This is a genomic window from Mycolicibacter sinensis (assembly GCF_001673565.1).
In the GTDB taxonomy this organism is placed as follows: Bacteria; Actinomycetota; Actinomycetes; order Mycobacteriales; family Mycobacteriaceae; genus Mycobacterium; species Mycobacterium sinense_C.
Genome location: NZ_LZMF01000070.1, coordinates 64794 through 89865, shown reverse-complemented (window position 1 = coordinate 89865; position 25072 = coordinate 64794). Strand labels below are relative to the sequence as shown.

At 69.1% G+C, this 25072-nt stretch carries 26 protein-coding genes and 1 tRNA gene; 16 read left to right on the top strand and 11 right to left on the bottom strand.

The window, feature by feature from the left end:
* Positions 1-42 precede the first annotated feature (42 nt).
* Both A5648_RS11020 and nth read right to left on the bottom strand, forming a co-directional pair.
* The gene (locus A5648_RS11020; protein WP_065024581.1) at positions 43-663 is read right to left on the bottom strand and encodes a TlpA family protein disulfide reductase; all 621 of its coding nucleotides are present in this window, start codon (positions 661-663) and stop codon (positions 43-45) included.
* A gap of 22 nt (positions 664-685) precedes the next feature.
* On the bottom strand, positions 686-1366 hold the full coding sequence (gene nth, locus A5648_RS11015) for an endonuclease III (protein WP_065024580.1): 681 nt from the start codon (positions 1364-1366) through the stop codon (positions 686-688).
* 132 nt (positions 1367-1498) lie between these two features.
* Between nth and A5648_RS24025 the strand changes: the two genes are divergently transcribed.
* Positions 1499-1639, top strand: coding sequence for a hypothetical protein (locus A5648_RS24025; protein ID WP_165606145.1), 141 nt, complete (start codon positions 1499-1501; stop codon positions 1637-1639).
* Positions 1640-1744: 105 nt separating this feature from the next.
* The gene (gene crp, locus A5648_RS11010) at positions 1745-2419 is read left to right on the top strand and encodes a cAMP-activated global transcriptional regulator CRP (protein WP_013830875.1); all 675 of its coding nucleotides are present in this window, start codon (positions 1745-1747) and stop codon (positions 2417-2419) included.
* A gap of 72 nt (positions 2420-2491) precedes the next feature.
* Here the strand turns inward: crp and A5648_RS11005 are convergent, their stop codons facing one another.
* Genes A5648_RS11005 through A5648_RS23350 form a run of 3 tightly spaced genes read right to left on the bottom strand, consistent with a single transcriptional unit; the run spans position 2492 to position 3887 of the window.
* On the bottom strand, positions 2492-3271 hold the full coding sequence (locus tag A5648_RS11005) for an MBL fold metallo-hydrolase (RefSeq protein WP_065024579.1): 780 nt from the start codon (positions 3269-3271) through the stop codon (positions 2492-2494).
* A gap of 2 nt (positions 3272-3273) precedes the next feature.
* Positions 3274-3729 (bottom strand): RidA family protein, encoded by a 456-nt coding sequence (locus A5648_RS11000; RefSeq protein WP_065024578.1) that lies wholly within the window; start codon positions 3727-3729, stop codon positions 3274-3276.
* Positions 3726-3887 carry a hypothetical protein gene (locus A5648_RS23350; RefSeq protein WP_019737648.1) on the bottom strand — a complete coding sequence of 54 codons (162 nt, stop codon included), beginning with the start codon at positions 3885-3887 and terminating at the stop codon, positions 3726-3728. Before A5648_RS23350 ends, A5648_RS11000 begins: the two co-directional genes overlap by 4 nt.
* A gap of 47 nt (positions 3888-3934) precedes the next feature.
* Here A5648_RS23350 and A5648_RS10995 point away from each other — a divergent pair, with 47 nt between their 5' ends.
* Together A5648_RS10995 and A5648_RS10990 are read left to right on the top strand one after the other, a co-directional pair.
* Entirely contained in the window at positions 3935-4957 is a 1023-nt protein-coding gene (locus tag A5648_RS10995; protein WP_065024577.1) for an ArsA-related P-loop ATPase, read from the top strand.
* Entirely contained in the window at positions 4954-6096 is a 1143-nt protein-coding gene (locus A5648_RS10990) for an ArsA family ATPase (RefSeq protein WP_065024576.1), read from the top strand. Before A5648_RS10995 ends, A5648_RS10990 begins: the two co-directional genes overlap by 4 nt.
* Before the next feature lie 12 nt (positions 6097-6108).
* Here the strand turns inward: A5648_RS10990 and A5648_RS10985 are convergent, their stop codons facing one another.
* Positions 6109-6480 carry a WhiB family transcriptional regulator gene (locus tag A5648_RS10985; protein WP_065024575.1) on the bottom strand — a complete coding sequence of 124 codons (372 nt, stop codon included), beginning with the start codon at positions 6478-6480 and terminating at the stop codon, positions 6109-6111.
* A gap of 332 nt (positions 6481-6812) precedes the next feature.
* Here A5648_RS10985 and ponA2 point away from each other — a divergent pair, with 332 nt between their 5' ends.
* The 5 genes from ponA2 (at position 6813) to A5648_RS10960 (ending at position 12206) form a co-directional block, all read left to right on the top strand.
* On the top strand, positions 6813-9227 hold the full coding sequence (gene ponA2, locus A5648_RS10980; protein ID WP_065024574.1) for a transglycosylase/D,D-transpeptidase PonA2: 2415 nt from the start codon (positions 6813-6815) through the stop codon (positions 9225-9227).
* Positions 9228-9265: 38 nt separating this feature from the next.
* Entirely contained in the window at positions 9266-10231 is a 966-nt protein-coding gene (locus A5648_RS10975) for a metallophosphoesterase (protein ID WP_065024573.1), read from the top strand.
* Positions 10228-11334, top strand: coding sequence for a PLP-dependent cysteine synthase family protein (locus A5648_RS10970; protein ID WP_065024572.1), 1107 nt, complete (start codon positions 10228-10230; stop codon positions 11332-11334). The genes A5648_RS10975 and A5648_RS10970 overlap by 4 nt, the downstream gene beginning before the upstream one ends.
* Before the next feature lie 360 nt (positions 11335-11694).
* Positions 11695-11768, top strand: a tRNA-Pro gene (locus A5648_RS10965).
* A 180-nt stretch (positions 11769-11948) separates the two neighbouring features.
* Entirely contained in the window at positions 11949-12206 is a 258-nt protein-coding gene (locus A5648_RS10960; RefSeq protein WP_065024571.1) for a DUF3297 family protein, read from the top strand.
* Positions 12207-12431: 225 nt separating this feature from the next.
* Here A5648_RS10960 and A5648_RS10955 read toward each other — a convergent pair whose 3' ends face one another.
* On the bottom strand, positions 12432-14234 hold the full coding sequence (locus tag A5648_RS10955) for a glycoside hydrolase family 15 protein (protein WP_065024570.1): 1803 nt from the start codon (positions 14232-14234) through the stop codon (positions 12432-12434).
* Positions 14235-14240: 6 nt separating this feature from the next.
* The gene (locus A5648_RS10950; RefSeq protein WP_065024569.1) at positions 14241-14705 is read right to left on the bottom strand and encodes a GatB/YqeY domain-containing protein; all 465 of its coding nucleotides are present in this window, start codon (positions 14703-14705) and stop codon (positions 14241-14243) included.
* A 25-nt stretch (positions 14706-14730) separates the two neighbouring features.
* Here A5648_RS10950 and A5648_RS10945 point away from each other — a divergent pair, with 25 nt between their 5' ends.
* From A5648_RS10945 to A5648_RS10925, 5 genes are read left to right on the top strand one after another with little or no spacing between them, the layout of a single operon-like run.
* Positions 14731-15936 (top strand): hypothetical protein, encoded by a 1206-nt coding sequence (locus tag A5648_RS10945; RefSeq protein ID WP_065024568.1) that lies wholly within the window; start codon positions 14731-14733, stop codon positions 15934-15936.
* Positions 15937-15946: 10 nt separating this feature from the next.
* On the top strand, positions 15947-16555 hold the full coding sequence (locus tag A5648_RS10940; RefSeq protein ID WP_065024567.1) for a DUF4129 domain-containing protein: 609 nt from the start codon (positions 15947-15949) through the stop codon (positions 16553-16555).
* Complete coding sequence (locus A5648_RS10935) at positions 16552-17661, top strand: DUF4350 domain-containing protein (protein WP_065024566.1); 1110 nt, start codon at positions 16552-16554, stop codon at positions 17659-17661. The genes A5648_RS10940 and A5648_RS10935 overlap by 4 nt, the downstream gene beginning before the upstream one ends.
* Positions 17658-18635: an AAA family ATPase gene (locus tag A5648_RS10930; protein WP_065024565.1), complete on the top strand. Its 978-nt coding sequence runs from the start codon at positions 17658-17660 to the stop codon at positions 18633-18635. Before A5648_RS10935 ends, A5648_RS10930 begins: the two co-directional genes overlap by 4 nt.
* Positions 18632-19948 carry a DUF58 domain-containing protein gene (locus tag A5648_RS10925; RefSeq protein WP_065024564.1) on the top strand — a complete coding sequence of 439 codons (1317 nt, stop codon included), beginning with the start codon at positions 18632-18634 and terminating at the stop codon, positions 19946-19948. The genes A5648_RS10930 and A5648_RS10925 overlap by 4 nt, the downstream gene beginning before the upstream one ends.
* A 79-nt stretch (positions 19949-20027) precedes the next feature.
* Here the strand turns inward: A5648_RS10925 and A5648_RS10920 are convergent, their stop codons facing one another.
* Positions 20028-21020, bottom strand: coding sequence for a stage II sporulation protein M (locus tag A5648_RS10920; protein WP_065024563.1), 993 nt, complete (start codon positions 21018-21020; stop codon positions 20028-20030).
* A gap of 32 nt (positions 21021-21052) precedes the next feature.
* Between A5648_RS10920 and A5648_RS10915 the strand changes: the two genes are divergently transcribed.
* A complete protein-coding gene (locus A5648_RS10915; protein WP_065024562.1) occupies positions 21053-21883 on the top strand; it encodes an RDD family protein in 831 nt (276 codons plus the stop codon).
* A 121-nt stretch (positions 21884-22004) separates the two neighbouring features.
* Complete coding sequence (locus tag A5648_RS10910; RefSeq protein WP_065024561.1) at positions 22005-22784, top strand: PadR family transcriptional regulator; 780 nt, start codon at positions 22005-22007, stop codon at positions 22782-22784.
* A 5-nt stretch (positions 22785-22789) separates the two neighbouring features.
* Here A5648_RS10910 and A5648_RS10905 read toward each other — a convergent pair whose 3' ends face one another.
* Together A5648_RS10905 and glpK are read right to left on the bottom strand one after the other, a co-directional pair.
* Positions 22790-23515, bottom strand: a complete 726-nt coding sequence (locus A5648_RS10905; RefSeq protein ID WP_065024560.1) for an HNH endonuclease family protein — start codon at positions 23513-23515, stop codon at positions 22790-22792.
* Positions 23516-23517: 2 nt separating this feature from the next.
* Entirely contained in the window at positions 23518-25035 is a 1518-nt protein-coding gene (gene glpK, locus A5648_RS10900) for a glycerol kinase GlpK (RefSeq protein ID WP_065024559.1), read from the bottom strand.
* Positions 25036-25072 lie beyond the last annotated feature (37 nt).

Genomic DNA, 25072 nt, shown 5'->3' with positions numbered 1-25072 from the left:
CTCACCGCGTCTCCCTCTGTGCCGGATCCTGGCCGCCCCACGTCAGCGCCCGCTGCCCTCCACGGCGGCGGCGATCTCCTCGGCGGTGGCGAAGGACTGCGGCAGGATGCGGGCAACGCTACCGTCCGCGGCCAGCACCACGGTCGCGGGCATCACGTTGGGCACCCGCAACGCCGCCGCCACCTGACGGCGGCTGTCCTGCAGGGTGGGCAGCCGCACGCCCAGCTCGGTGAGCAGCGCCAACCCGGCAGTCTGGTTGTCATCCTGGTGCACGGTCACCACCGTCACGTCCGACCCGGCACGGCGCTGGTATTCGGCGAGCGCGGGCAACTCCTCGCGGCACGGCCGGCACCAGTACGCCCACAGGTTCAGCACCACCCGCCGGCCGGCGACCATCGCCGCCACGTCGACGGGCGCACCGTCGGCTGCGCATTCGACGGTGACGTCGCGCAGGGCGGCCGGGCCGGCGCCGTCCGGGCCGACCCGGCAGGGCGGCAGACCGGCACGTTTGCGCAGGTTGTCGAGGTCAGGTCCGGCCGCGGGTACCGGCGAGCTGCGGCCCGGCTGGACCGGCTCGCGGCGCAGTTCGGCCACCAGCCCGGCGAGCAGCGCGGCCGTCACCGCCAGGACCGCCACCACCGTCACGGTCCACCCGGTTCTCATCGGCCTCATCCGCGCGAGGCCGCTACAGCCCGGCCAGGGCCAGCAGGTGCTCGGTCTCGGGGCCTTTGACCAGCGCGGCGGCCTCCATCGGATCGGTGGGCCCGAGCCCGAATGAGGGGCAGTCCTTGGCCAGCACGCAGACGCCGCAGGCCGGTTTGCGGGAGTGACAGACCCGCCGGCCGTGGAAGATCACCCGGTGCGACAGCAACGTCCATTCCTTGCGTTCGATCAGCTCACCGACGGCGTGCTCGACTTTGACCGGGTCCTCCTCGCGGGTCCAGTCCCACCGCCGCACCAGACGCCCGAAGTGGGTGTCGACGGTGATGCCCGGTACCCCGAACGCGTTGCCCAGGATTACGTTGGCGGTCTTGCGCCCCACGCCGGGAAGACGCACCAATTCGTCCATGGTGGCGGGCAGCTCACCGTCGTACCGCTCGACGAGCGCCTGACCGAGGTTGATCAACGACGTCGTCTTGTTGCGGTAGAAACCGGTAGGCCGGATGAACTCTTCCAACTCGGCACGGTCGGCCTGGGCGTAGTCCAGCGCGGTCGGGTACCGGGCGAACAGCGCCGGGGTCGTGAGGTTGACCCGCACGTCGGTGCATTGGGCCGACAACACCGTGGCTACGGCCAGTTCCAGCGGCGTGGTGAAGTCCAATTCGCAGTGGGCATCCGGAAACGCCTGCGCCAGAGAGCGATTCATCCGCCGAGCGCGTCGCACGAGCCCGGTTCGGGTCTCGTTGCGCGACGCTCGGGAGTCTTTGTCCACTGTCACCTCCGACAGGGTACTAATTTGTGACCGCAATGAGACCTTGCCCAGGTTTACTGTCACCTTGTGTCCTGGCTGCTGATCACCGCCATACCTGCGTTGCTGATGCTGGCAGCGGTGGGGCTGGAGCGCATTGAGACCGGGTTGAGCCAGGTGGAGACGACGAATCCGCAGTTTCCCCGGACTCGGCGCGCCAATCGTGTGTAGCGTTGGCACGTCTCTTGCCGCCTAGCCGTAGACTCAGATGGCTAGCCGGCTAGAGGCTGGCGCTTGCGCGATTCACATTTTCATCAAGAGCACTTAAGGGGCAACGTGGACGAGATCCTGGCGAGGGCCGGAATCTTCCAGGGAGTTGAGCCCAGCGCCGTCGCCGCGCTGACCAAGCAGCTTCAGCCCGTGGACTTTCCGCGCGGACATACCGTGTTCGCCGAAGGAGAGCCCGGCGATCGGCTGTACATCATCGTCTCCGGGAAAGTGAAGATCGGCCGCCGGTCGCCGGATGGCCGGGAGAACCTTCTGACCATCATGGGCCCGTCGGACATGTTCGGTGAGTTGTCGATCTTCGACCCGGGCCCGCGGACCTCCAGCGCGACCACCATCACCGAGGTGCGGGCGGTCTCGATGGACCGCGACGCGCTGCGGTCGTGGATCTCCGATCGGCCCGAGATCGCCGAGCAGCTGCTGCGGGTGTTGGCCCGCCGGCTGCGCCGCACCAACAACAACCTGGCGGACCTGATCTTCACCGACGTGCCCGGCCGGGTCGCCAAGCAGCTGCTGCAGCTGGCGCAGCGGTTCGGCACCCAGGAAGGTGGGGCCCTGCGGGTCACCCACGACCTGACCCAGGAAGAGATCGCCCAGCTGGTCGGGGCCTCCCGGGAGACGGTGAACAAGGCGCTGGCCGACTTCGCCCACCGCGGCTGGATCCGGCTCGAGGGCAAGAGCGTACTGATCTCCGACTCCGAGCGGCTGGCCCGCCGCGCGCGCTAACTCTCCCCCGAGCAGACGCGAAAGCCCCCAATTGCGGCAAGAAAAGGGGGCCTATGCGTCTGTTCGCGGTGACTAGGTAGCCCGCAGGTAGTTCAGTTGGGCCTGCACCGACCACTCGGCGGCGCCCCACAACTCCTCGTCGACGTCGGTGTAGACGTGTTCGACGACCTGGCGTGCGGTGGCGTCGTCTCCGAGCGCGGCCAACGCCGCGCGCACCTGGTCGAGGCGTTGCTCGCGATGCGCCAGGTATCCCGCGGCCACGGCGTCGATATTCGCCAGCTCGGGTCCGTGCCCGGGTAGCACCGTCCGCCCGCCCAGCCCGCGCAGCCGCTGCAGCGAGTCCAGGTAGTGCGCCAGGTCGCCGTCCTCGGTGTCGATCACGGTGGTGCCGCGGCCCAGCACGGTGTCGGCGGTCAAAACGGCGTCATCCAGCACGAACGACAGCGAGTCGGCGGTGTGGCCCGGGGTGGCGAACACCGTGATGCGCAGCCCGGCCGCGTCGATCACCTGTCCGTCGGACAGGCCGCCGCCGAGCCGGCGCTGAAACCCGCTGCCGGCCGAGTACACCGGCACCCCGACCGCGTCGGCCAGCTTGTCGATGGCATCGGTGTGGTCGAAGTGCCGGTGGCTGATCAGCACCAGCGCGATCTTGCCGACCTCGGCGAGCCGGCTGATGTGTTCGTCGTCGTCGGGGCCGGGGTCGACGATCACCACCTCGTCACTGCGCGGACCCCGCAGCACCCAGGTGTTGGTGCCCTCCAGGGTCATCAGGCCGGGGTTGTCGGCCAGCAGCACCGACGCGGTCTCGGTGACCGGCCGCAGCTGCCCGTAGGCGGGATGAGTCGGTGACACGCCTAGCCGACTTCCAATATCAACTCCACCTCTACCGGGGCATCCAGCGGCAGCTGCGATACCCCGACCGCCGAGCGGGCATGCGCGCCGGCGTCGCCGAAGATCTCGCCCAGTAGCTCGGAAGCGCCGTTGATCACCCCGGGCTGGCCGTTGAAGGTCGGGCCGGAGGCGACGAACCCGACCACCTTGACCACCCGGGTCACCGAGTCGAGCCCGACCAGGGCGTCCACCGCGGCCAGTGCGTTCAGGGCGCAGATCCGGGCCAGCGCATACCCGTCCTCCGGGCTGACCTCAGCGCCCACCTTGCCGGTGCGGGCCAGTTTGCCGTTGTGCATCGGCAGCTGACCGGAGGTGTAGACCAGGTCGCCGGTCCGCACCGCGGGCACGTACGCGGCCAACGGCGCGGCTGTCTCGGGCAGCTCGATCCCGAGTTCGGTCAACCGGGCCCGCCAGCTCATTTCGGTCGCTTCAAGAAGGCGATGAGCTGCTCACCGGACGGCCCGGGAAGCACGGTGACCAACTCCCAGCCGTCCTCGCCCCACTGATCGAGGATCTGCTTGGTGGCGTGCGTGATCAACGGGACGTTGGCGTACTCCCACACGGTGCGTTCGCTCATGGGAGCGAGCTTATCGCTAGCACCCACAAGCGCTTGGTTAGCATGCAGTGGTGACAGCCACACCCAGCGGCGAGACCGCCATCGGCTGGCCTTCGCGTTTATCCAAGGCCCGGCTGCATTTCGTGACCGGCAAAGGCGGCACCGGCAAAACGACGGTGGCGGCCGCGCTGGCGCTATCGCTGGCGGCCGGCGGACGCCGGGTGCTGCTGGTGGAAGTCGAAGAGCGACAAGGCATTGCGCAGCTTTTCGACGTACCGCCACTGCCCATTGCCCCACTCAAGGTCGCGACCGCCGAGGACGGCGGACAGGTCGACGCGCTGGCGATGGACATCGAAGCCGCGTTCCTGGAATACCTCGACTTGTTCTACAACCTGGGTATCGCCGGACGGGCGATGCGCCGCGTGGGGGCCGTCGAGTTCGCCACCACCATCGCACCGGGCCTGCGGGACGTCATCCTCACCGGCAAGATCAAATACCACGTGATCCAGACCGACAAGAACAAGAAGCCGGTCTACGACGCGATCGTGGTCGACGCGCCGCCCACCGGCCGCATCGCCCGCTTCCTCGACGTCACCAAGGCCGTCTCACAGCTGGCCAAGGGCGGCCCGGTGCATTCGCAGGCCGACGGTGTGGTGAAGCTACTGCACTCGGATCAGACCGCGATCCACCTGGTGACACTGCTGGAGTCCCTGCCGATGCAGGAGACCCTCGAGGCCATCGACGAACTGCGGGAACTGGACCTGCCGATCGGCAGCGTGATCGTCAACCGCGACATCCCCGCCCACCTGGATCCCGCCGACCTGACCAAGGCCGCCGAAGGGGTCGTCGACGCCGACGCCGTGCGGGCCGGCCTGTCCGCGGCCGGGATCACCCTGGACGACGACGATTTCGCCGGCCTGCTGACCGAGACCATCCAGCACGCCACCCGCATTTCTGCCCGCACCGAAACAGCCGAGCAGTTGAAGCAACTGGACGTGCCGCGCCTGCATCTGCCGACGATCACCGACGGGGTCGACCTCGGCAGCCTCTATGAGCTCTCCGAGATCCTCGCCCGACAGGGGGTTCGATGACACCCGACCCGGCCGGCAAGCCGCTGGCACTGGACATGGCCGCAATCCTGGCCGACACCGCCAACCGCGTGGTGGTGTGTTGCGGCGCCGGCGGCGTCGGCAAGACGACCACCGCCGCCGCGATGGCGCTGCGGGCCGCCGAATACGGCCGCAGCGTGGTGGTGCTGACCATCGACCCGGCCCGGCGGCTGGCGCAGGCCATGGGTATCGACGCCCTGGGCAACACCCCGCAACGGGTGCCGCTGGGTCCGGAGGTGTCCGGCGAACTGCACGCGATGATGCTCGACATGCGTCGCACGTTCGACGAGATGGTGACGCAGTACTCCGGCCCGGAGCGGGCGGAGGCCATCTTGAACAACCAGTTCTATCAAACGGTGGCCACTTCGCTGTCCGGCACGCAGGAATACATGGCCATGGAGAAACTCGGCCAGCTGCTCGCCGAGGACCGCTGGGATCTGGTGGTGGTCGACACCCCGCCGTCGCGCAACGCCCTGGACTTCCTGGACGCACCGAAGCGCCTGGGCAGTTTCATGGACAGCCGGTTGTGGAAGCTGCTGCTGGGTCCCGGACGCGGCTTCGGCAAGTTGGTCGCCGGCGCGCTGGGCTTGGCGATGAAGGCGCTGTCGACCGTGCTGGGCTCGCAAATGCTTTCCGACGCGGCCGGTTTCGTCCAATCCTTGGACGCCACGTTCGGCGGTTTCCGGGAGAAGGCGGATCGCACCTACGAACTGCTCAAGCGCCGTGGCACCCAGTTCGTGGTGGTGTCGGCCGCGGAGCCCGATGCGTTGCGCGAGGCGTCGTTCTTCGTCGACCGGCTCGCCGGCGAGCACATGCCGCTGGCCGGGCTGATCCTCAACCGGACCCATCCGATGCTGTGCGAGCTGCCCATCGAGCGCGCCATCGACGGCATCGAGACGTTGCAGGAAGCCAACGCCAACGAAGGGGCCAATGCGCTCGCCATCGCTGCCCTGCGGATTCACGCCGAGCGCGGCGCCACCGCCAAGCGTGAGGTCCGGCTGCTGTCGCGCTTCACCCGGGCGAACCCGCGCGTGCCCATCGTCGGGGTTCCGTCACTGCCGTTCGATGTCTCCGACCTGGAGGCACTGAGCGCGATCGCCGACCAGCTGACGGCGAAGTAGCCGTTCGGCGGTTCAGCCGGCGTCGCGCTGTTTGCGCTGGGCGGCGAAGTACTCCCGCCAGGAGGTGACCTCGGGGTGCTGTTTGAGCAGCGCCCGGCGTTGCCGCTCGGTCATGCCGCCCCACACGCCGAACTCGACCCGGTTGTCCAGGGCGTCGGCGAGGCATTCGAGTACCACCGGGCAGTGCCGGCAGATCACCGCCGCCTTGCGCTGCGCGGCACCACGTACGAAGAGTTCATCGGGGTCAGCGCCCCGGCAGAGCGCCTTGGAGACCCAGGCGATCCTGCCCTCGTCCTGAACACCGCGGAGGACGGTTCGGGGAGGCTGGGAAGGTGCAGCCACTGGTGTGCTGGTCTTTTGAACCGCTGGCCGTGTAAGAGACACTGACGATCCTCCGTCCCGGCCGCCCCGGCAGCCACCTATTCAACATCAACGTCGACCGCTAGTGCGATCTACGCCACATCGTGTCATCAGTGTTACCTGAATCGCACTCGATGTCCAAGTTAGGTGGTCAGGTGGCATCTGCGCAACTGGTAGATGCCCCCTTTTTTGGGACAACCGTGCCGTCCGATCATGATCTACGCGGCCACGAGCCGCTGCGGACGCGGTCGACCCGGCCTTTTCTGACGTCGGCGGCAATTCAGCGGATCCGGCCGTTCGGGTTCTGCTGGGGACTTCGGTGAGCGCCACCGGCTACCGGCGTTAGGGTGTTAGCCATGTCGGAGCGTCCCCCGACCGGCCCCACCGTGCTCAAACTGGCCGGGTGTTGTTTGCTGGCCGCCGTGCTGATGGCGGCCTTGCTGTTCCCGGTCGCGGGCGGTATCGGCCTGATCTCCAACCGGGCCTCCGACGTGGTGGCCAACGGATCGGCCCAACTGGTCAGCGGTGAGGTGCCGGCGGTGTCGACGATGGTCGACGCCAAGGGCAACACGATCGCGTGGTTGTACTCGCAGCGCCGCTTCGAGGTTCCCAGCGACAAGATCGCCGACACCATGAAGCTGGCGATCGTCTCGATCGAGGACAAGCGGTTCGCCGAGCACAGCGGCGTCGACTGGAAGGGCACGTTGACCGGGCTGGCCGGCTACGCCTCCGGGGACATCGACACCCGCGGCGGGTCCACCCTCGAGCAGCAGTACATCAAGAACTACCAGCTGCTGGTGCTGGCCCAGACCGATGCCGAGAAGCGCGCCGCGGTCGAGACCACCCCGGCGCGCAAGCTGCGCGAGATCCGGATGGCGCTCACCCTGGACCGCACCTTCAGCAAGCCGCAGATCCTGACCCGCTACCTGAACCTGGTGTCGTTCGGCAACAACTCGTTCGGCATCCAGGATGCGGCCCAGACCTATTTCGGCGTCGACGCCTCGGATCTGAACTGGCAGCAGGCGGCGCTGCTCGCCGGGATGGTGCAGTCGACCAGCGCGCTGAACCCCTACACCAATCCCGAGGGGGCTCTGGCACGGCGGAACCTGGTGCTGGACACCATGATCGAGAATCTGCCCGACCAGGCCGACGCGCTGCGGGCGGCCAAGGAGGAGCCGCTGGGCATCCTGCCGCAACCCAACGAGTTGCCGCGAGGCTGCATCGCAGCCGGCGACCGGGCCTTCTTCTGCGACTACGTGCAGGAGTACCTGACCCGGGCCGGCATCAGCAAAGAACAGGTGGCCCGCGGCGGCTACGTCATCCGCACCACGCTGGACCCCGACGTGCAGGGCCCGGTCAAGCAGGCGATCGACAATTTCGCCAACCCGAACGTGCAGGGCGTCGCGAGCGTGATGAGTGTGATCAAGCCCGGCAGCGACGCACACCCGGTGTTGGCGATGGCCAGCAACCGCACCTACGGGCTCAACGGTGAGATCGGCGAAACCATGCGGCCGCAACCGTTCTCATTGGTCGGTGACGGTGCCGGGTCGATCTTCAAGACCTTCACGGTGGCCGCCGCGCTGGAGATGGGCATGGGCATCAGCGCCGACCTGGAGGTGCCGGGCCGGTTCCAGACCAAGGGCATGGGCAGCGGCGGCGCCAAGGGCTGCCCGAAGGAGACCTGGTGCGTGGTCAACGTCGCCCCCTACCGGTCGCCGATGAACGTCACCACCGCGCTGGCCACCTCGCCCAACACCGCGTTCGCCAAGCTCATCTCCCAGGTCGGGGTGGGCCGCACCGTCGACATGGCGATCAAGCTGGGGCTGCGTTCCTACGCCGATCCCGGCACCGCCCGCGACTACGATCCGGACAGCAACGAGAGCCTGGCCGACTTCGTCAAACGACAGAACCTGGGGTCGTTCACCCTGGGCCCGATCGAGGTCAACGCGTTGGAGCTGTCCAATGTCGCCGCCACCCTGGCCTCCGGCGGCGTGTGGTGCCCGCCGAATCCGATCGACAAGGTCTTCGACCGCAACGGCAACGAGGTGGCCGTGGCCACCGAGACCTGCGACCGGGTGATTCCCGAGGGGCTGGCGAACACCCTGGCCAACGCGTTGAGTAAAGACATCGCCGGCGGCGGCACGGCGTCGCCCGCGGCCGGCTCGGTGGGCTGGGACCTGCCCATGTCGGGCAAGACCGGCACCACCGAGGCGCACCGGTCCTCGGGCTTCCTGGGCTTCACCAACCGCTACGCGGCGGCCAACTACATCTTCGACGACTCCAGCTCGCCGTCGGACCTGTGTTCGTTCCCGCTGCGGCACTGCGGTGACGGCGATCTGTACGGCGGCAACGAGCCGGCCCGCACCTGGTTCGCCGCGATGAAGCCGATCGCCACCGACTTCGGCGACGTCGTGATGCCGCCGACCGACCCGCGCTACGTCGATGGCGGACCCAACTCCCGGGTGCCCAGCGTCGTCGGCCTGGAGGTCGACGCCGCGCGGGCACGACTCAAAGAGGTCGGCTTCCAGGTCGCCGACCAGCCGAACTGGGTCAACAGCAGCGCCCGCTCCGGAGCGGTGGTCGGCACCTCGCCGAACGGCCAGACCATCCCCGGATCCATCATCACCATCGAGGTGAGCAACGGCATCCCGCCGCCACCACCGCCGCCGCCGGAGGGCATGCCGCCGCCGGTGGGCTCGACGGTGGTGGAGATTCCGGGGCTGCCGCCGATCACCATTCCGCTGCTGCCGCCTCCCGCGCCGCCGCCATAGGCGCGGGAGGGCTGCCGCGGCGCAGTAGGCTGGCGTTCATGGCTGCATCACCCGCCCTGACCCGGTCACTGGTCGCCGCATCGGCTGCGCTCGGGCCGGCGGCCCTGGCGATCGGCTACGGCGCGATCATCGAACGCAACGCCTTTGTGGTGCGCGAGGCGACGCTGCCGGTGCTGACGCCGGGCTCGTCGCCGCTGCGGGTGCTGCACATCAGCGACATCCACATGCGGCCCGGCCAGCGCCGCAAACAGGCGTGGCTGCGCGAGTTGGTGCGTCTGGAACCGGACCTGGTGGTCAACACCGGCGACAACCTGGCCCACCCGAAGGCGGTGCCGGCCGTGGTGCAGGCCCTGGGCGATCTGCTGTCGGTGCCGGGGGTGTTCGTGTTCGGCAGCAACGACTACTTCGGGCCGCGGCCGAAGAACCCGGCGAAATACCTGACCAAGCCGACGCATCGCATCTACGGCACCCCGCTGCCGTGGCAGGACCTGCGGGCGGCGTTCACCGAACGCGGCTGGCTGGACCTGACCCACAACCGTCGCGAATTCGACGTGGCCGGTCAGCGGATCGCCGCGGCCGGGGTTGATGACCCGCACATCGAACGCGACCGCTACGACACCATCGCCGGCCCGGCCGACCCGACCGCCAATTTGCGGCTCGGGCTGACCCACTCGCCGGAGCCGCGGGTGCTGGACCGGTTCGCCGGCGACGGCTACCAGCTGGTGATGGCCGGCCACACCCACGGCGGGCAGCTGTGCGTGCCGCTCTACGGCGCGCTGGTGACCAACTGCGGCCTGGACCGCTCGCGGGTCAAGGGGCCCTCCCAGTGGGGCGCCCAGATGCGGCTGCACGTCTCGGCGGGAATCGGCACCTCGCCGTTCGCGCCGGTGCGGTTCGCCTGCCGTCCGGAGGCCACCCTGCTGACTCTGGTCCCCGCGCCGACCGGCGGCGACGACGCACGCCTGACCCGCGGATCCACGCAGCCGTCCATATCGGCCAGTTGACCACCCGGATCGCCAACCGCGGCCATCCCCGCCGCTGGGCCGACAACGCGATCCGACTGATCGAGGCCGACGCGCGGCGCAGCGCCGACACCCACCTGCTGCGCTACCCGCTGCCCTCGGCGTGGGCCGCCGATGCCGATGTCGCGCTGTACCTCAAAGACGAGACCACCCACATCACCGGAAGCCTCAAGCACCGGCTGGCCCGTTCGCTGTTCCTCTACGGACTGTGCAACGGCCGGATCGCCGAGGGCACCACGGTGGTGGAGGCGTCGTCGGGGTCCACGGCGGTGTCCGAGGCCTACTTCGCCGCCCTGCTGGGCCTGCCGTTCGTCGCGGTGATGCCGAGTTCGACCAGCGCGTCCAAAGTGGCGTTGATCGAGGCGCAGGGCGGGCGGTGCCATTTTGTGGAGCATTCCGCCGACGTCTACGCCGAAGCCGAGCGGATCGCCGCCGACACCGGCGGGCACTACCTGGATCAGTTCACCAACGCCGAGCGGGCCACCGACTGGCGCGGCAACAACAACATCGCCGAGTCGATCTTCTCCCAGCTGCGCGAGGAAGCCCATCCGATTCCGGAGTGGATCGTGGTCGGGGCGGGCACCGGCGGCACCAGTGCGACGATCGGGCGCTACATCCGGTATCGCCGGCACGCCACCCGGCTGTGCGTGGTCGACCCGGAGCATTCGGCGTTCTACCCGGCCTACGAGCAGTGCCGGTATGACCTGGTGATCGAGGAGTCGTCGCGCATCGAGGGCATCGGGCGGCCGCGGGTGGAGCCGTCGTTCCTACCCGATGTGGTGGATCGGATGGTGGCGGTGCCCGATGCGGCGTCGGTGGCCGCGGCGCGGCACGTCAGCGCGGTGCTGGGCCGGCGGGTGGGCGCCTCGACGGGAACCAATGTGTGGGGCGCGTTCGGGTTGCTGGCCGAAATGGTCGCCGACGGGCGCAGCGGGTCGGTGGTGACGCTGCTGGCCGACAGCGGTGACCGCTACGCCGACACCTACTTCTGCGACGACTGGGTGGCACAGCAGGGGCTGGACCCGACCGGTCCTGCTGCGGTGCTGGCCGAGTTCGAGCGGTCCTGCCGCTTCGCGTTCGCCTGAGCGTCGGGGTTGGTGGCTACCAGCCACAGCGCCGCCAGTGCGAAGAAACCGGCATACACCGCTCCGCCCAACAGCGTCATGATCTGGCTCCTTCGCTAGACGTTATTAGCCAGTCTGCCTAGTTTTGGCCGCGTTTGCAGCTCCACACGCCGGTTTGTGGGGCGTTTCATGCTGGTGGCGGCGGGGTGACCTGCGCCGCTGGGGACCCCGGCACGTCGAGTGTGCGTTTTAGTCAGCAGAACGGCGATTTTGCCTGCCAAACCGCACACTCGTGACGTGCTCATCTCTCGCTCCGGGGCAGGACGGGCAGCGCGTTTGGGTAGCTGCGGGGGCGGTGCGATACGCTGTCGTGGCTTCACACGGGGTGTGGCGCAGCTTGGTAGCGTGCTTCGTTCGGGACGAAGAGGTCGTGGGTTCGAATCCCGCCACCCCGACTCATTTTGTTGCAGCTAGACGGCTCTGACCGGTCGATCCGGTCGGGGCCGTTTCGCGTCGTGGTCCGGGCGTCGGGCGCGGCCTGCCTAGACCTACGCGGAACCCGCTACTACAGGCTCGCGTAGGTTCTTGGAGAATCAAATCCGAGAACTCAACGCAGCATCCCAACGAAAGCCATCATGTCCGAGGATCAGAACACAGACGTTCCACCGAATCACCTCTCCATCGATCCGCGCAGCGCCTTCTATAGCGAAGAGGTGCTCCGCCGCGACGTGGGGATTCGCTTCAACGGCGTCGAGAAAACCAATGTGCACGAATACAACGTGGCCGAGGGTTGGGTGCGTGTGGAAGTCCCTACCGCCAAGGATCGCCGCGGCAATCCGATGGTCGTCAAGCTCAGTGGCACGGTCGAACCGTATTTCCGCCCAGCAGAATAGCGGGCGCCCTTGGGTTACCGGCCCGGCTCTGACCGGTCAATCCGGTCGGGGCCTTTTTCCGTAACGAGGCCTACCCTGGCGTTGTGATGGATGTACTCCCGTGGGCGGTTCCGATCGTCGCGATCCTGATCATCGTGACGATCCTGATCGCGCTCTCGGCGCATTTCAACCACGACTGAGCAGGCGTGGCCCCAGCGACATCGATGCGGGAACTCCCCCGGACCGCTAGAGGTTTCGCGTCCGCGTCGCCTCCCCGCTGAGCCCTCGGGCGGTGTTGACCAGCCCCACCATCGAGAACGCCTGCGGGGTGTTGCCGACCTGCCGGCGCGCGGCGGTGTCGTACTCCTCGCTGAGCAGCCCGACATCGTTGCGCAGGCCCAGCAGTCGCTCGAACAGCGCCCGGGCCTCGTCGCGGCGGCCGATGCCGTGCAGCGCATCGGCCAGCCAGAACGTGCACACCAAGAACGCGCCCTCGGTGCCGGGCAGCCCGTCGACATCGCCGTCGGAATCGGAGTCCTCGGTGTCATAGCGCCGCAAGAAGCCGTCGCTGGACAGCTCGCGCTGCACCGCGTCGACGGTTCCGACCACCCGCGGGTCGTCCCACGGCAGGAATCCCACCCGGGGAATCAGCAGCAGCGCCGAATCCAGGCCGGCGGAGCCGTAGGACTGGGTGAACGTGCCCCGCTCGGTATCGAAGCCGTGCTCGCAGACGTCGGCGTGGATGGTCTCGGCCAGCGCACGCCACGCATCGACTGGGCCTTCTCGGCCGTGGGCCTGCACCGCGTGCACCGCTCGGTCCACGCCCGCCCAGGCCATCACCTTCGAATGCACGAAATGCCGTTGCGGGCCCCGTACTTCCCACAGGCTGGCGTCGGGCCGGTCCCAGTTGCCCTCGAGGAAATCCAGCAGCGCGCGTTGGATGTCCCAGGCGGTGTCCTCGCATTCCAGACCGGAATCCAGCGCCAGGTTCAGCCCGTCGAGCACCTCGCCCCACACATCGAGCTGAAACTGGCCCGCGGCACCGTTGCCGACCCGCACCGGCGCCGAACCCTCGTAGCCCGACAGCCAATCCAGCGTCTGCTCCGGCAGCCGGCGGGTGCCGTCCAGGCCATACATGATCTGCAGCTTGGCCGGGTCGCCGGCCACCGCGCGCACCAGCCATTCCCGCCAGGCCTTGGCCTCGGCGACGTAGCCGGTGCCCAGCAGCGCCTGCAGGGTGAAGGTGGCATCCCGCAACCAGCAATAGCGGTAATCCCAATTCCGCACCCCGCCAAGGCATTCCGGCAGTGACGTGGTGGCGGCGGCGACGATACCGCCGGTGGGGGCGTAGGTCAGCGCCTTGAGGGTGATCACCGCACGGCGCACCGCATCGGACCACTGGCCGCGATACGAGCACTGGTCGATCCAGTTCTGCCAGAACGAGATGGTTTTCCCCAGCGCGCGCATGGCCTCCGAACGCGCAGCGTCGGGCAGCAGGTGCGACGCCACGTGGGTCAGCACGAACGGCACCTTCTCCCCGGCGGACACCTCGAATTCCGCTACCGTCGTGAGGTTTTCACCCCGCATGGTGACCGGGCTGGTCAGACAGACCGTGTCCGGTCCGGCGACCGCGATCAGCCCGTCGTCGCTGCGGCGCATCCAGGGCACCACATTGCCGTAGTCGAAACGGATCGCCAGATCCATCCGCATCGGCACCCGCCCGGACACGCCTTCGACGATCCGGACCACGTCGGCGGACTTGCCCCGCGGCGGCATGAAGTCGGTGATGCGCACCGTGCCGCCGTCGGTGTCCCATTCACTGTCGACGATCAAGGTGTCGCCGCGGTAGCCGCGCCGGGTGGCCGGGCCGCCGGCCGCCGGTGCGAGGCGCCAATAGCCGGCGGACTCGTCGTGCAGCAACGCGGCAAAACAGGCCGGTGAGTCGAACCGCGGCAGGCACAGCCAGTCGATGCTGCCGTCACGGCCCAGCAGTGCCGCAGTGTGCAGGTCACCCAGCAGCGCGTAGTCCTCGATCGGCGCCGACCCCATCGGCGACTAGAGGCGGTCCTTGACCGCTGCCGACAGACGGGAACCGTCGGCCTTGCCCGCCGCGATCTCGGTGGCGGCCTTCATCACCAGACCCATGTGCTTCATGTGCGGGCGCTCGCCGATCTGCTCGGCCACCTGCGCCAGCGCGGTGTCGACGACGTCGGCCAGTTCGGCCTCGCTGAGCGGTTCGGGCAGATACTCGGCGATGATCCGGGCCTCGGCGTGTTCTTCGGCGGCGAGCTCACCGCGGCTGTTCTGGGTGTAGATCTCCGCCGACTCCGCCCGCTTGCGGGCCTCGCGATTCAGCACCTTGAGCACCTCGTCGTCGGTCAGCTCACGGGCCTGCTTGCCCGAGACCTCTTCGGACTGGATAGCGGCCAGCAGCATTCGTAGGGTCGCGGTGCGCAGCTTGTCCTGCGCCTTCATCGCTTCGGTCAGGTCCGCCCGCAACTGCGATTTGAGTTCCGCCATGCCGCATAACGCTACGCTCAGCCCCATGGTGAATCCGCCGCCCGGCTACCCCGGCCCTGGTTTTCCTCCGCCCGGTTACGGGCCGCCGCCACCGGGTTGGGGTCCGCCCCCGGGTTATGGGCCACCGCCGCCGGGCTATGGCCCGCCACCGGGTTACGGTCCCCCGCCTCCCGGGTATGGGCCGCCGCCACCGGGCTACGGCCCGCCGCCGGGCTACGGTCCCCCGCCGGGTTACGGCCCGGGTTATCCGCAGCCTGAGCTCAAACCCGGTGTGATCCCGCTGCGCCCGCTCAGCCTGACCGACATCTACAACGGCGCCGTCGGCTACGTCCGGGCCAACCCCGCCGTCGTGCTCGGGCTGACCGCGATCGTCGTGGTAGCCACCCAGATCATCAGCGGAGTCGCGCTGGTCGGTCTGCTGCGGGCGGTCGGGCCGGCGCATGCCGGGCCGTCGGCCAGCGAGATCTCCGGGGGCGACGTCGCGGCCTGGATGATCGCGTTCGCCGGCGCCGGCATCGCGACCGCCCTGGGCACCATCGTGCTGACCGGCATGCTGACCGCCGTCGTCGGGCGCTCGGTGTTCGGCTCACCGATCACCGTCGGGGAAGCCTGGGCGATCGTCCGCACCCGTTTTGCGGCATTGATCGGCCTGACCGCCCTGATCGGGCTGGCGGCGGCGGTGTTGTTCGGTTTCGTCGCGTTCGTCGTCGCGATCGCCGGTGGAGCCGGCGGCAGCGGGGCCGCCGTCTTGGTCGGCCTGCCGCTGGTGCTGGCGTTGATCGCGGCGTGCGGCTACGGCTATGCGGTCTTGGTGTTCGCACCGACGGTGATCGTGCTGGAGCGCCAACCGGTGTTCGAGGCGATGCGCCGCTCGTTCGCCCTGGTGCGCAACAGTTTTTGGCGGGTGTTGGGCATCATGATCCTGACCGCGCTGATCGCCTCGCTGATCAGCAGCGCGGTGGCGTTCCCGTTCAACATCGCCGGGATGGCGGTCAGCCACGGCGCCGACGCGCTGACCGGCTCGGCGCAGCTGGGCCTGTTGTCCCGGATCGGTTCGATCATCGGCCAGATCATCGTGCTGCCATTCACCGCCGGCGTGGCGGTGCTGCTCTACACCGATCGCCGGATCCGCTCCGAGGCGTTCGACCTGGTGCTGCGGACCGGCGTGACGAGCGGGCCGTATGCCGGCGGGTCGACCGATCAGCTGTGGCTGACCCGGCCGCCGGGGTGAGGACTGCCGGGTGCCCACCGTCGACATCGAGCGCGAAGCCGCTCGCGAGGCCGCCGAACGTGAACTGAGCAAACCGATCTACCCGCGGCCGTCGCCCAAGCAGCAGTTCATCGACTTCATCGAGACGCTGATTCGGCGGTTGATCCTCAAGGGCGCGGAGCTGCCCGGCGGATGGTTCACCATCAGTGTGCTGTTGATCGTGCTGGTCGCGGCGGTGGTGGCCGCCATCGGAGTCGGCAGGCGCATGCTGCGCGACGGCGACACCAACCGGCCGTTGTTCGGCACCGCAGTGCTCAGCGCCGCCGAACACCGCGCGACCGCGCAGCGCTGCGCCGCTTCCGGCCAATGGGCCGACGCGATCCGGCACCGACTGCGGGCGGTGGCCCGCGGACTCGAGGAAACCGGGGTGATCCACCCGGCGCAGGGCCGCACCGCCACCGAACTGGCCCGCGACGCCGGTGCGGCGCTGCCGGAGCTGGCGGAGGCGCTGCTGCGTGCCGCCGAGACGTTCAACGACGTCAGCTACGGCGAGCTGCCGGCCACCCCGGAGGGCTATCAGCTCGTCGCCGAACTGGACGAGCGGGTGGAATCCACGACGCAGCGGCGGCAGCACCGATGAAGCTCACCCGGCGGACGTGGCTGTGGAGCACGGTGGCTTTGGTTGTGATCGTGGCGGTTTCAGCGTTGGGCGTCTATCTGACCAGTGCGCGCCCGGGTGGCCGGATGGATCCGAATGCCACCGGTCCGCAGGGCGCGCACGCCGTGGTGGCACTGTTGCGTGACCGCGGCGTCGAAGTGGTGATCGCCGGCACCGTCGACGACGTCACCCGCGCGGCGCGACCGGATGCGCTGGTGCTGGTGGCCGAAACCCAGCGCATCGTCGGCGACGAGCTGCTGAGCCGGCTGGCCGAACTGCCCGGCGACCGGCTGCTGATGGCACCCGACGCGCGGGCACGTAAGGCCCTGGCACCCGAGATCCGCTCCGGCCCGGCGCGTACCTTCACACGCCAGCCCGACTGCAGCCTGCGCGAGGCCCAACGAGCCGGGACGGTAGACCTGGGCGCCACCGCGACTTACCTTGCTGCACAAGGCAAGTCGGTGCGCAGCTGCTATGACGGTGCACTGGTGCGCTTTTCCGACAACGACCGGACCATCACGGTGGTCGGCAGCTCCTCATTCATGACGAACACCGATCTGGCCCGCGAAGGGAACGCCGCCCTGGCGATGAACCTGGCCGGTGTCCGGAACCGGCTGGTCTGGTATGCACCCCAGCACATCGAAGGCGGACGCTCCGGCAGCGCAACACTTCTCGAGCTGATCCCGAACCAGGTGACCTGGCTGTTCTGGCAGCTCTGTGTGGCGTTGGCACTGGCCGCGTTGTGGAAGGGACGCCGGCTGGGCCCGCTGGTCGCCGAGCGGATGCCGGTCGTCGTGCGCGCCTCGGAGACAGTGGAGGGCCTTGGCCGGCTCTACCGGTCCCGACGGGCCCGCGACCGGGCCGCCGCCGCGCTGCGCACCGCGACCGTGCGGCGACTCGCCCCGCGGCTGGGGTTGGGGCCTGCCCCGGCTCCACCGGCCCTGGTCGCGGCGGCAGCCCAGCGCATCGGGGCGCATCCGGACTGGGTGGGGCACTTACTGTTCGGCCCACCGCCGGAATCAGATGACGCACTGGTCGGTCTTGCTCAGGCACTCGACGATATCGAAAGGCAGGTCACCGGATCGTGACACATACTTCCCCGCCCAATCCGGCCGCAGCGTCGGCACGCGAGGCACTGCTGGCGTTGCGCACTGAGGTCGCCAAGGTGGTGGTCGGCCAGGACGCCGTGGTCAGCGGCCTGGTGATCGCGCTGCTGTGCCGCGGCCACGTGTTGCTCGAAGGCGTTCCGGGCGTGGCGAAGACGCTGCTGGTGCGCACGCTGAGCGCAGCGCTGCGACTGGACTTCAAACGCGTCCAATTCACCCCGGACCTGATGCCCGGCGATATCACCGGCTCGCTGGTCTATGACACTCACACCGCTCAGTTCGCCTTTCGCCCTGGCCCCATCTTCACCAACCTGCTGCTGGCCGACGAGATCAACCGGACCCCGCCGAAAACCCAAGCGGCACTGCTGGAGGCGATGGAGGAGGGGCAGGTCAGCGTGGACGGCGCAGCCAAACCGCTGCCGGAAATGTTCATCGTGGCGGCCACCGCCAACCCGATCGAGTACGAGGGCACCTATCGGTTGCCCGAGGCGCAACTCGACCGTTTCCTGCTCAAGTTGACCGTCCCGCTGCCCGGGCGGGAGGCCGAGATCGACATCTTGTCCCGGCACGCTCGGGGTTTCGACCCGCACGACCTGTCCGCGGTCGCTCCGGTGGCCGGCGCCGCGGATCTGGCGGCCGGCCGCGCCGCGGTGCGCCAGGTGCTGGTCGCCGACCAGGTGCTGGGCTACATCGTCGACGTGGTCACCGCGACCCGGCACTCGCCGGCGTTGCAGCTGGGCGTCTCGCCGCGCGGCGCGACCGCACTGCTGGCCACCTCGCGCTCCTGGGCATGGCTGTCCGGGCGCAACTACGTCACGCCCGACGATGTCAAGGCGATGGCCCGCGCCACGCTGCGGCACCGGGTGATGTTGCGCCCGGAGGCCGAACTCGAAGGCGCCAGCGCCGACGGCGTACTCGACGGCATCCTGGCCTCGGTTCCGGTGCCGCGCTGGTGATCCTGACCGGTCGCACCGCGTTGGTCGCACTGGTGTGCGCCCTGCCCGTCGCGCTGGCTCCCTGGCCGGCGACGGCGTTCGGCGTGCTGCTGGCAGCGCTCGCCGTGGCGGTGGTGTTCGACATCGCCGTGGCCGCCGATCCGGCCGCGTTGCGCATCACCCGGTCTATGGACCACACGGTGCGACTCGGCCAGTCGGTGCCGACCACCCTGATCCTGCGCGGCGACCGCCGGTTGCGCGGGCAGTTGCGCGACGCCTGGCCGCCCAGTGCCTGCGCCTCGCCCCGCGCCCACCCGCTCGACCTGCCCGCCGGCCAGGAGCGTCGGGTGCGCACCGAGCTGCGGCCGATTCGTCGCGGCGACCAGCACGCCGACCGGGTCACGGTGCGTTCGGTCGGGCCGCTGGGGTTGGCGGGGCGACAACGCTCGCGGGTGGTGCCCGGCCAGGTGCGGGTGCTGCCGCCGTTTTTGTCTCGCCGGCATCTGCCGGCGCGGCTGGCCCGGCTGCGCGAGATCGACGGGAACCTGCCGGCACTGGTGCGAGGCCAGGGCAGCGAGTTCGACTCACTGCGCGAGTACGTCGCCGGCGACGATGTGCGCTCGATCGACTGGCGGGCCACCGCCCGGCGTTCCGATGTGGTGGTGCGAACCTGGCGGCCCGAGCGGGACCGGCGCGTCGTCATCGTGCTGGACACCGGGCGGACCGCGGCGGGCCGGATCGGGGTCGACCCGACCGCGCGCGACCCGGCCGGCTGGCCCCGGCTGGATTGGTCGATGGATGCCGCATTGTTGTTGGCGGCGTTGGCCTTACGTGCCGGTGACCACGTCGATCTGCTCGCCCACGACTCGGTGAGCCGGGCCGGGGTGTTCGGCGCGTCACGCACCCGGCTGTTCGCCCAGCTGGTCAGCGCGATGGCACCGCTGCAACCGGCGTTGGTCGAATCCGACGCTGCCGCAATGCTGGCCACCTTGTCCCGGCGGGCGCGCCGGGGCAACCTGGTGGTGCTGCTGACCGATCTGAACGCCTCCGCGCTGGAGGAAGGGCTGCTGCCGGTGCTGCCGAAACTGACCGCGGAACACCTGGTGATCCTTGCCGCGGTCGCCGATCCCCGGGTGGAACGTTTGGCGCGCGGGCGCACCGACGCCGCCGCGGTCTACGACGCCGGCGCCGCGGAACGCTCGCGCAACCAGCGGCAGGCAGTGGCGGCGAAGTTGCGCCGCAGCGGTGTGCAGGTCATCGATGCCCCGCCCGACGAACTGGCGCCGGCGCTGGCCGATGCCTATCTGGCAATGAAAGCCGCCGGACGGCTGTGACCCTTTCTCGACGAGCAGACGTGAAAGCCCCCAAATTGCGTTCGTAAAGGGGGCTTTCACGACTGCTCGGCGGAGGGAATCAGCCCGTGGGCACCACGTCGGGCGCGTCGGCGATGTCGCCGGTCTCATCGGCGGCAACCGCCTTGCGGCCGAAATACACCACGTAGGCCAGAAACGCCGCCTCGGCGACCACCCCGATGCCGATCCGCAGCCACGTCGGCAATCCCGACGGCGTCACCATCGCCTCCAGCAGTCCGGCGACGGCCAGCACCACCACCAGGCCGACGGCGACCGCGACGACGGCGCGGCCCTGCTCGGCGAGCACCTGTCCGCGCGGCCGGTCCCCCGGGGCGATCACCATCCAGCCCAGCCGCATACCGACCGCGCCGGCCAGAAACACCGCCGTCAGCTCCAGCAACCCGTGCGGGGCGAGCAGGCCGAGCATGAACCCGCCCCGGCCGGCGTGAAACATCAGCCCGAGTCCCACCCCGAGGTTGGCGGCGTTGGCGACCAGCAGTGCCGGGATCGGTAGGCCCAGCAGCACCGCGAATGCGATGGCGCGCGCGGCCACCCAGGCGTTGTTCACCCAGACCTGCAGGGCGAAGGATCCGGCCGGGTGATCGCTGTAGTACGCGGCGAACTCGTGGTTGACCAGCCGGTCGAGCTCCTCGGGAGTGCCGATCACCGCCTGCACGTCGGGACTGCCGGCCACCCAGCAGGCGATGACCACCGCGACGGCCAGGAAGGCGGCGGCGGTGCCCAGCCACCACCGCCAGGCCCGATAGGCCACCACCGGAAACGACACCGTCCAGAACCGCACGAACTCCGAAGCCAGCGGGGCATGCGCGCCGGTGACGGCGGCACGTGAGCGGGCCACCAGACCCGAGAGCCGCCCGATGAGCGCGGAATCCGTCGACGACGAGCGCGCCACCGACAGGTGGGTGGACACCCGCTGATAAAGCTCGACGAGTTCGTCGACTTCGGCGCCGCTGAGCCGGCGACGGTTCTTGACCAGCGACTCCAGCCGATCCCAGCTGGGGCGATGGGTCAGCACGAAGGCGTCGACATCCACGGCGTCGAGCCTAACCGCGTAGCGTCTGCTCTATGCCGTACCGCAGCCCCGAGCTGGTGACCGGTGACGCCGTCGTTCTCGACATCGCGATCGCCCAACTGCCGGTGCGAGCGGTCAGCGCGCTGATCGACATCACCGTCGTCATGGTGGCCTACCTGTGTTCGATCGTGCTCTGGGCGATGACGCTGGGCCAGTTCGACGACGCCCTGACCGCCGCGATCATGATCATCTTCGGGGTGCTGCTCCTGGTCGGCTATCCGGTCACCTTCGAGACCGTCACCCGCGGCCGGTCGCTGGGCAAGATGGCGATGGGACTGCGGGTGGTCTCCGATGACGGCGGCCCGGAACGCTTCCGCCAGGCGCTGTTTCGGGCGCTGGCCGGCGTGGTGGAAATCTGGGCGCTGACCGGCAGCCCGGCGGTGATCTGCAGCCTGCTGTCGGCTCGCGGAAAACGCCTGGGCGACATCTTCGCCGGCACGGTGGTGATCAGCGAACGCGGTCCGGCCTCGGCACCGCCGCCGCTGATGCCGCCCGGGCTGGCCTGGTGGGCGTCCACCCTGCAGCTGTCCGGGCTGCGACCCGAATCCGCCGAACTGGCAAGGCAATTCCTCGGCCGCGCGGCTCAGCTCGACCCGCACACCCGACAGATGATGGCCTACCGGATCTCCGGTGAAGTGCTCGCGCACATCTCACCGCCGCCGCCCCCGGACGCCCCGCCGGAACTGGTGCTGGCAGCGGTGCTCGCCGAGCGCCACCAACGCGAGCTGGCGCGATTGCAGGCCGGCCCGCCGGTGCCCTATTTCTCGCCGGGCCCCGGCTCGTGGCAGCCGCCGGGCACGGGCGGGTTCGCTCCGCCGGGGTGATCGCCGACGCCACAACGCGCTGAGTCCCATCTAAGCCTGCGTTGCGCTCCGATAGTTCTCGATATATCGTCAACGTATCGGGAGCGAGGAGCGCTCCTGTTCGAGAGCAATGAGGTGACGAATGAATATCCCCTTCGGTCCGCCCGACGGGCCCTTCACGGAAAACGCTGAGCCACCCGGTGGTTTCGGGTTCGGACCCGCGACACCGCACCTGCGCCGGGCCGCGCACGCCGCGCGCCGGCAGGCTCGGCGGGAGTTCCGCAGGCAACTGCGCGACCATGCCGTCGACCACTGCGGGCCCTTCGGCTTCAGTCCCGGTCACGAGCCCGGTGGCCCCGGATTCGGCCCTGATTTCCGGCACGGCTTCGGCCCGGGTTTCGGCCCGGGTTTTGGCCCCGGCGGTCCCGGGTTCGGCTTCGGTTTCGGTCCGGGTGGGCACCGTGGGCACCGGCGCGGCAACCGCGGCCGGCGCGGTGACGTGCGAATCGCCATCCTGGCCCTGCTGGCCGAGCGTCCGATGCACGGCTACGAGATCATTCAGCAGATCGCCGAACGCAGCCAGCAACTCTGGCGCCCCAGCCCCGGATCGGTCTACCCGACCTTGCAGATGCTGGTCGACGAGGGCTTGATCGCCGGCAGCGAAACCGACGGCAAGAAGCGCCTTTTCGAGCTGACCGAGGACGGGCGCACGGTCGCCGCGGAGATCGAGACCCCGCCGTGGGAAGAGATCGCCGACGGCGCCGACCCGGGCCAGATCAATCTGCGCGCCGCGATCGGCCAGTTGTTCGGCGCGGTCGCACAGGCCGGTCAGGCCGCCACGCCCGAACAGCAGCAGCGCATCGTCGACATCGTCAACGGCGCGCGCAAGGAGATCTACGGCATCCTCGGCGAAACGGACTAGGCCGCTCAGCAGTGCCGAAGCACGCGATGCATCGCGGTCTTCTCGTGGGATGAAACCCACAGCCCGTACACGGTTTTCACCGTGACCTGACGGGCCACGAATTCGCATTCGAACGCGGCGTTCGCCGGCAGCCAGCCGGCGGCGTCGCGGAATGCTTTGTCGAAGTTGGCTTGTGCACTGACCGCCAGCAGATTGCGCGGGTCGTTGGCGAAGTCACGGCGATGGGCGTCGTCCCAGACACGCGCCCCCTTGTACCAGGCGTCGGCCAGCGACACCAGGTGATCGACCTGCACGGCCTCGGATGTTTGTGGACCCCGGACGAATTCGATGGTGTCCCCGGAATACGGGTCGTGCAGCACCCCGCGCTGCACCAGGCAGGTGCCGCGGCGCAGTTCGATTCGGGTCAGGTCGCGGCGCAAGATGTCGTCGCGGGTATTGCAGCCGTTGTGGCCGAACTCGACGTCGACGTCGTCGCTCCAGCGTTCACCGAACCGGTAGCGCTTGAAGTCCTGGGCCCGGTCCCACCCCTTGACCGGCAGGGCGTCGAGCATTCGGCGGGCGGCGTCGAAACCCGGGTCCAGCGGTGCGGCGCTGGGCACCGGCGGAGTCCACGTCGGCGAAGGACTCGAGGACCGGGACGCGCCGCTGTGCTGCCACCACGCCCAGCCGACGGCTGCCGCCGCGACCAGCACGACCAACGCACCGGGCACCACCCGCCTGCGTGCGGTCATTCTCAGGGCAGCTCAACCCAGTCCAGGGTGCGCTGCACCGCCTTTCGCCATCCGGCGTAGCCTTCGGCACGCTGGTCGTCGGACCAGTTCGGGGTCCAGCGTTTGTGCTCCTGCCAGTTGGCCCGCAGGTCCTCGGGGCTCCTCCAGAACCCGACGCCCAGCCCAGCGGCGTACGCCGCCCCCAGCGCGGTGGTTTCGGCGACCACCGGCTTGACCACGTCGACGCCGAGCACATCGGCCTGGATTTGCATACACAGATCGTTGGCGGTGATACCGCCGTCGACTTTCAAAACCCCAAGGTGCACACCGGAATCGGCTTCCATCGCCTCGGCCACGTCACGGCTCTGGTAGCAGATCGCCTCCAGCGTCGCCCGAGCCAGGTGCGCATTGGTGTTGAATCGGGACAAGCCGACGATCGCGCCGCGCGCATCCGAACGCCAGTACGGCGCGAACAGCCCGGAGAACGCCGGCACGAAGTACATCCCGCCGTTGTCGGCGACCTGACGGGCCAGCGTTTCCACCTGGGTGGCGCCGCTGATGATGCCCAGCTGGTCACGCAACCACTGCACCGCCGAGCCGGTGACCGCGATCGACCCCTCCAGGGCATAGACCGGCTTGGCGTCGCCGAACTGATAGCAGACCGTGGTGAGCAGCCCGTTGTCGGAGCGCACGATCTGCTCACCGGTGTTGAGCAGCAGGAAGTTTCCGGTGCCGTAGGTGTTCTTGGCCTCCCCCGCCGACAGGCACACCTGGCCGACCATGGCGCTCTGCTGATCGCCCAGGATGCCGGCGATCGGCACTTCGCCGCGCACCGGCCCGGTGCTCACGGTGATCGCGTGGCGCCGTCGCGACGACGACGAGGTGATGCGCGGCAGCATCGCCCGCGGGATGGAGAACAGTGCCAGCAGTTCGTCGTCCCAGTCCAGCGTCTCCAGGTTCATCAGCATGGTGCGACTGGCGTTGGTGACGTCGGTCAGATGCACCCCGCCACGCGGGCCACCGGTCAGGTTCCACAGCACCCAGGAGTCGCAGGTGCCGAACAGGGCGTCGCCGCGTTCGGCATCGGCGCGCACGCCGTCGACGTTGTCCAGAATCCACTGCAGTTTGCCGCCGGAGAAGTAGGTGGCCGGCGGCAGCCCCGCCTTGCGCCGGATCACCTCGCCGTGCCCGTCGCGCTCTAGGGCCGCGGCGATGTAGTCGGTCCGGGTGTCCTGCCAAACGATCGCGTTGTAATACGGCTGGCCGGTCTTCTTGTTCCACACCACCGTCGTCTCGCGCTGGTTGGCGATGCCCATCGCGGCCAGGTCGGCGGCTTCGAGCTTGGTGGTGTTCAGCGCCGACACCAGCACCGCCGCGGTGTGGTTCCACAGTTCGAACGGGTCGTGTTCGACCCACCCGGCGCGCGGCAGAATCTGTTCGTGTTCAAGTTGATGACGGCCCACCGCAGCGCCGTCATGATCGAAGATGATGCAGCGGGTGCTGGTGGTGCCCTGGTCGATCGACGCGACGAAATCGCCCAAGTCTGACTCCTGTCCCCGTACGCGCCCTGCCGGTCGC

Coding starts and splice junctions, on each gene's coding strand:
- A5648_RS11000 (WP_065024578.1), bottom strand. CDS start 3,729: ATGAGCTGGCGGGCCCGGTTGACCGAACTCGGGATCGAGCTGCCCGAG.
- nth (WP_065024580.1), bottom strand. CDS start 1,366: ATGAATCGCTCTCTGGCGCAGGCGTTTCCGGATGCCCACTGCGAATTG.
- A5648_RS10945 (WP_065024568.1), top strand. CDS start 14,731: ATGGTGAATCCGCCGCCCGGCTACCCCGGCCCTGGTTTTCCTCCGCCC.
- A5648_RS10935 (WP_065024566.1), top strand. CDS start 16,552: ATGAAGCTCACCCGGCGGACGTGGCTGTGGAGCACGGTGGCTTTGGTT.
- A5648_RS10950 (WP_065024569.1), bottom strand. CDS start 14,705: ATGGCGGAACTCAAATCGCAGTTGCGGGCGGACCTGACCGAAGCGATG.
- A5648_RS10960 (WP_065024571.1), top strand. CDS start 11,949: ATGTCCGAGGATCAGAACACAGACGTTCCACCGAATCACCTCTCCATC.
- A5648_RS10975 (WP_065024573.1), top strand. CDS start 9,266: ATGGCTGCATCACCCGCCCTGACCCGGTCACTGGTCGCCGCATCGGCT.
- ponA2 (WP_065024574.1), top strand. CDS start 6,813: ATGTCGGAGCGTCCCCCGACCGGCCCCACCGTGCTCAAACTGGCCGGG.
- A5648_RS10915 (WP_065024562.1), top strand. CDS start 21,053: ATGCCGTACCGCAGCCCCGAGCTGGTGACCGGTGACGCCGTCGTTCTC.
- A5648_RS10990 (WP_065024576.1), top strand. CDS start 4,954: ATGACACCCGACCCGGCCGGCAAGCCGCTGGCACTGGACATGGCCGCA.
- A5648_RS10910 (WP_065024561.1), top strand. CDS start 22,005: ATGAATATCCCCTTCGGTCCGCCCGACGGGCCCTTCACGGAAAACGCT.
- A5648_RS23350 (WP_019737648.1), bottom strand. CDS start 3,887: ATGAGCGAACGCACCGTGTGGGAGTACGCCAACGTCCCGTTGATCACG.
- A5648_RS10905 (WP_065024560.1), bottom strand. CDS start 23,515: ATGACCGCACGCAGGCGGGTGGTGCCCGGTGCGTTGGTCGTGCTGGTC.
- A5648_RS10955 (WP_065024570.1), bottom strand. CDS start 14,234: ATGGGGTCGGCGCCGATCGAGGACTACGCGCTGCTGGGTGACCTGCAC.
- A5648_RS11020 (WP_065024581.1), bottom strand. CDS start 663: ATGAGAACCGGGTGGACCGTGACGGTGGTGGCGGTCCTGGCGGTGACG.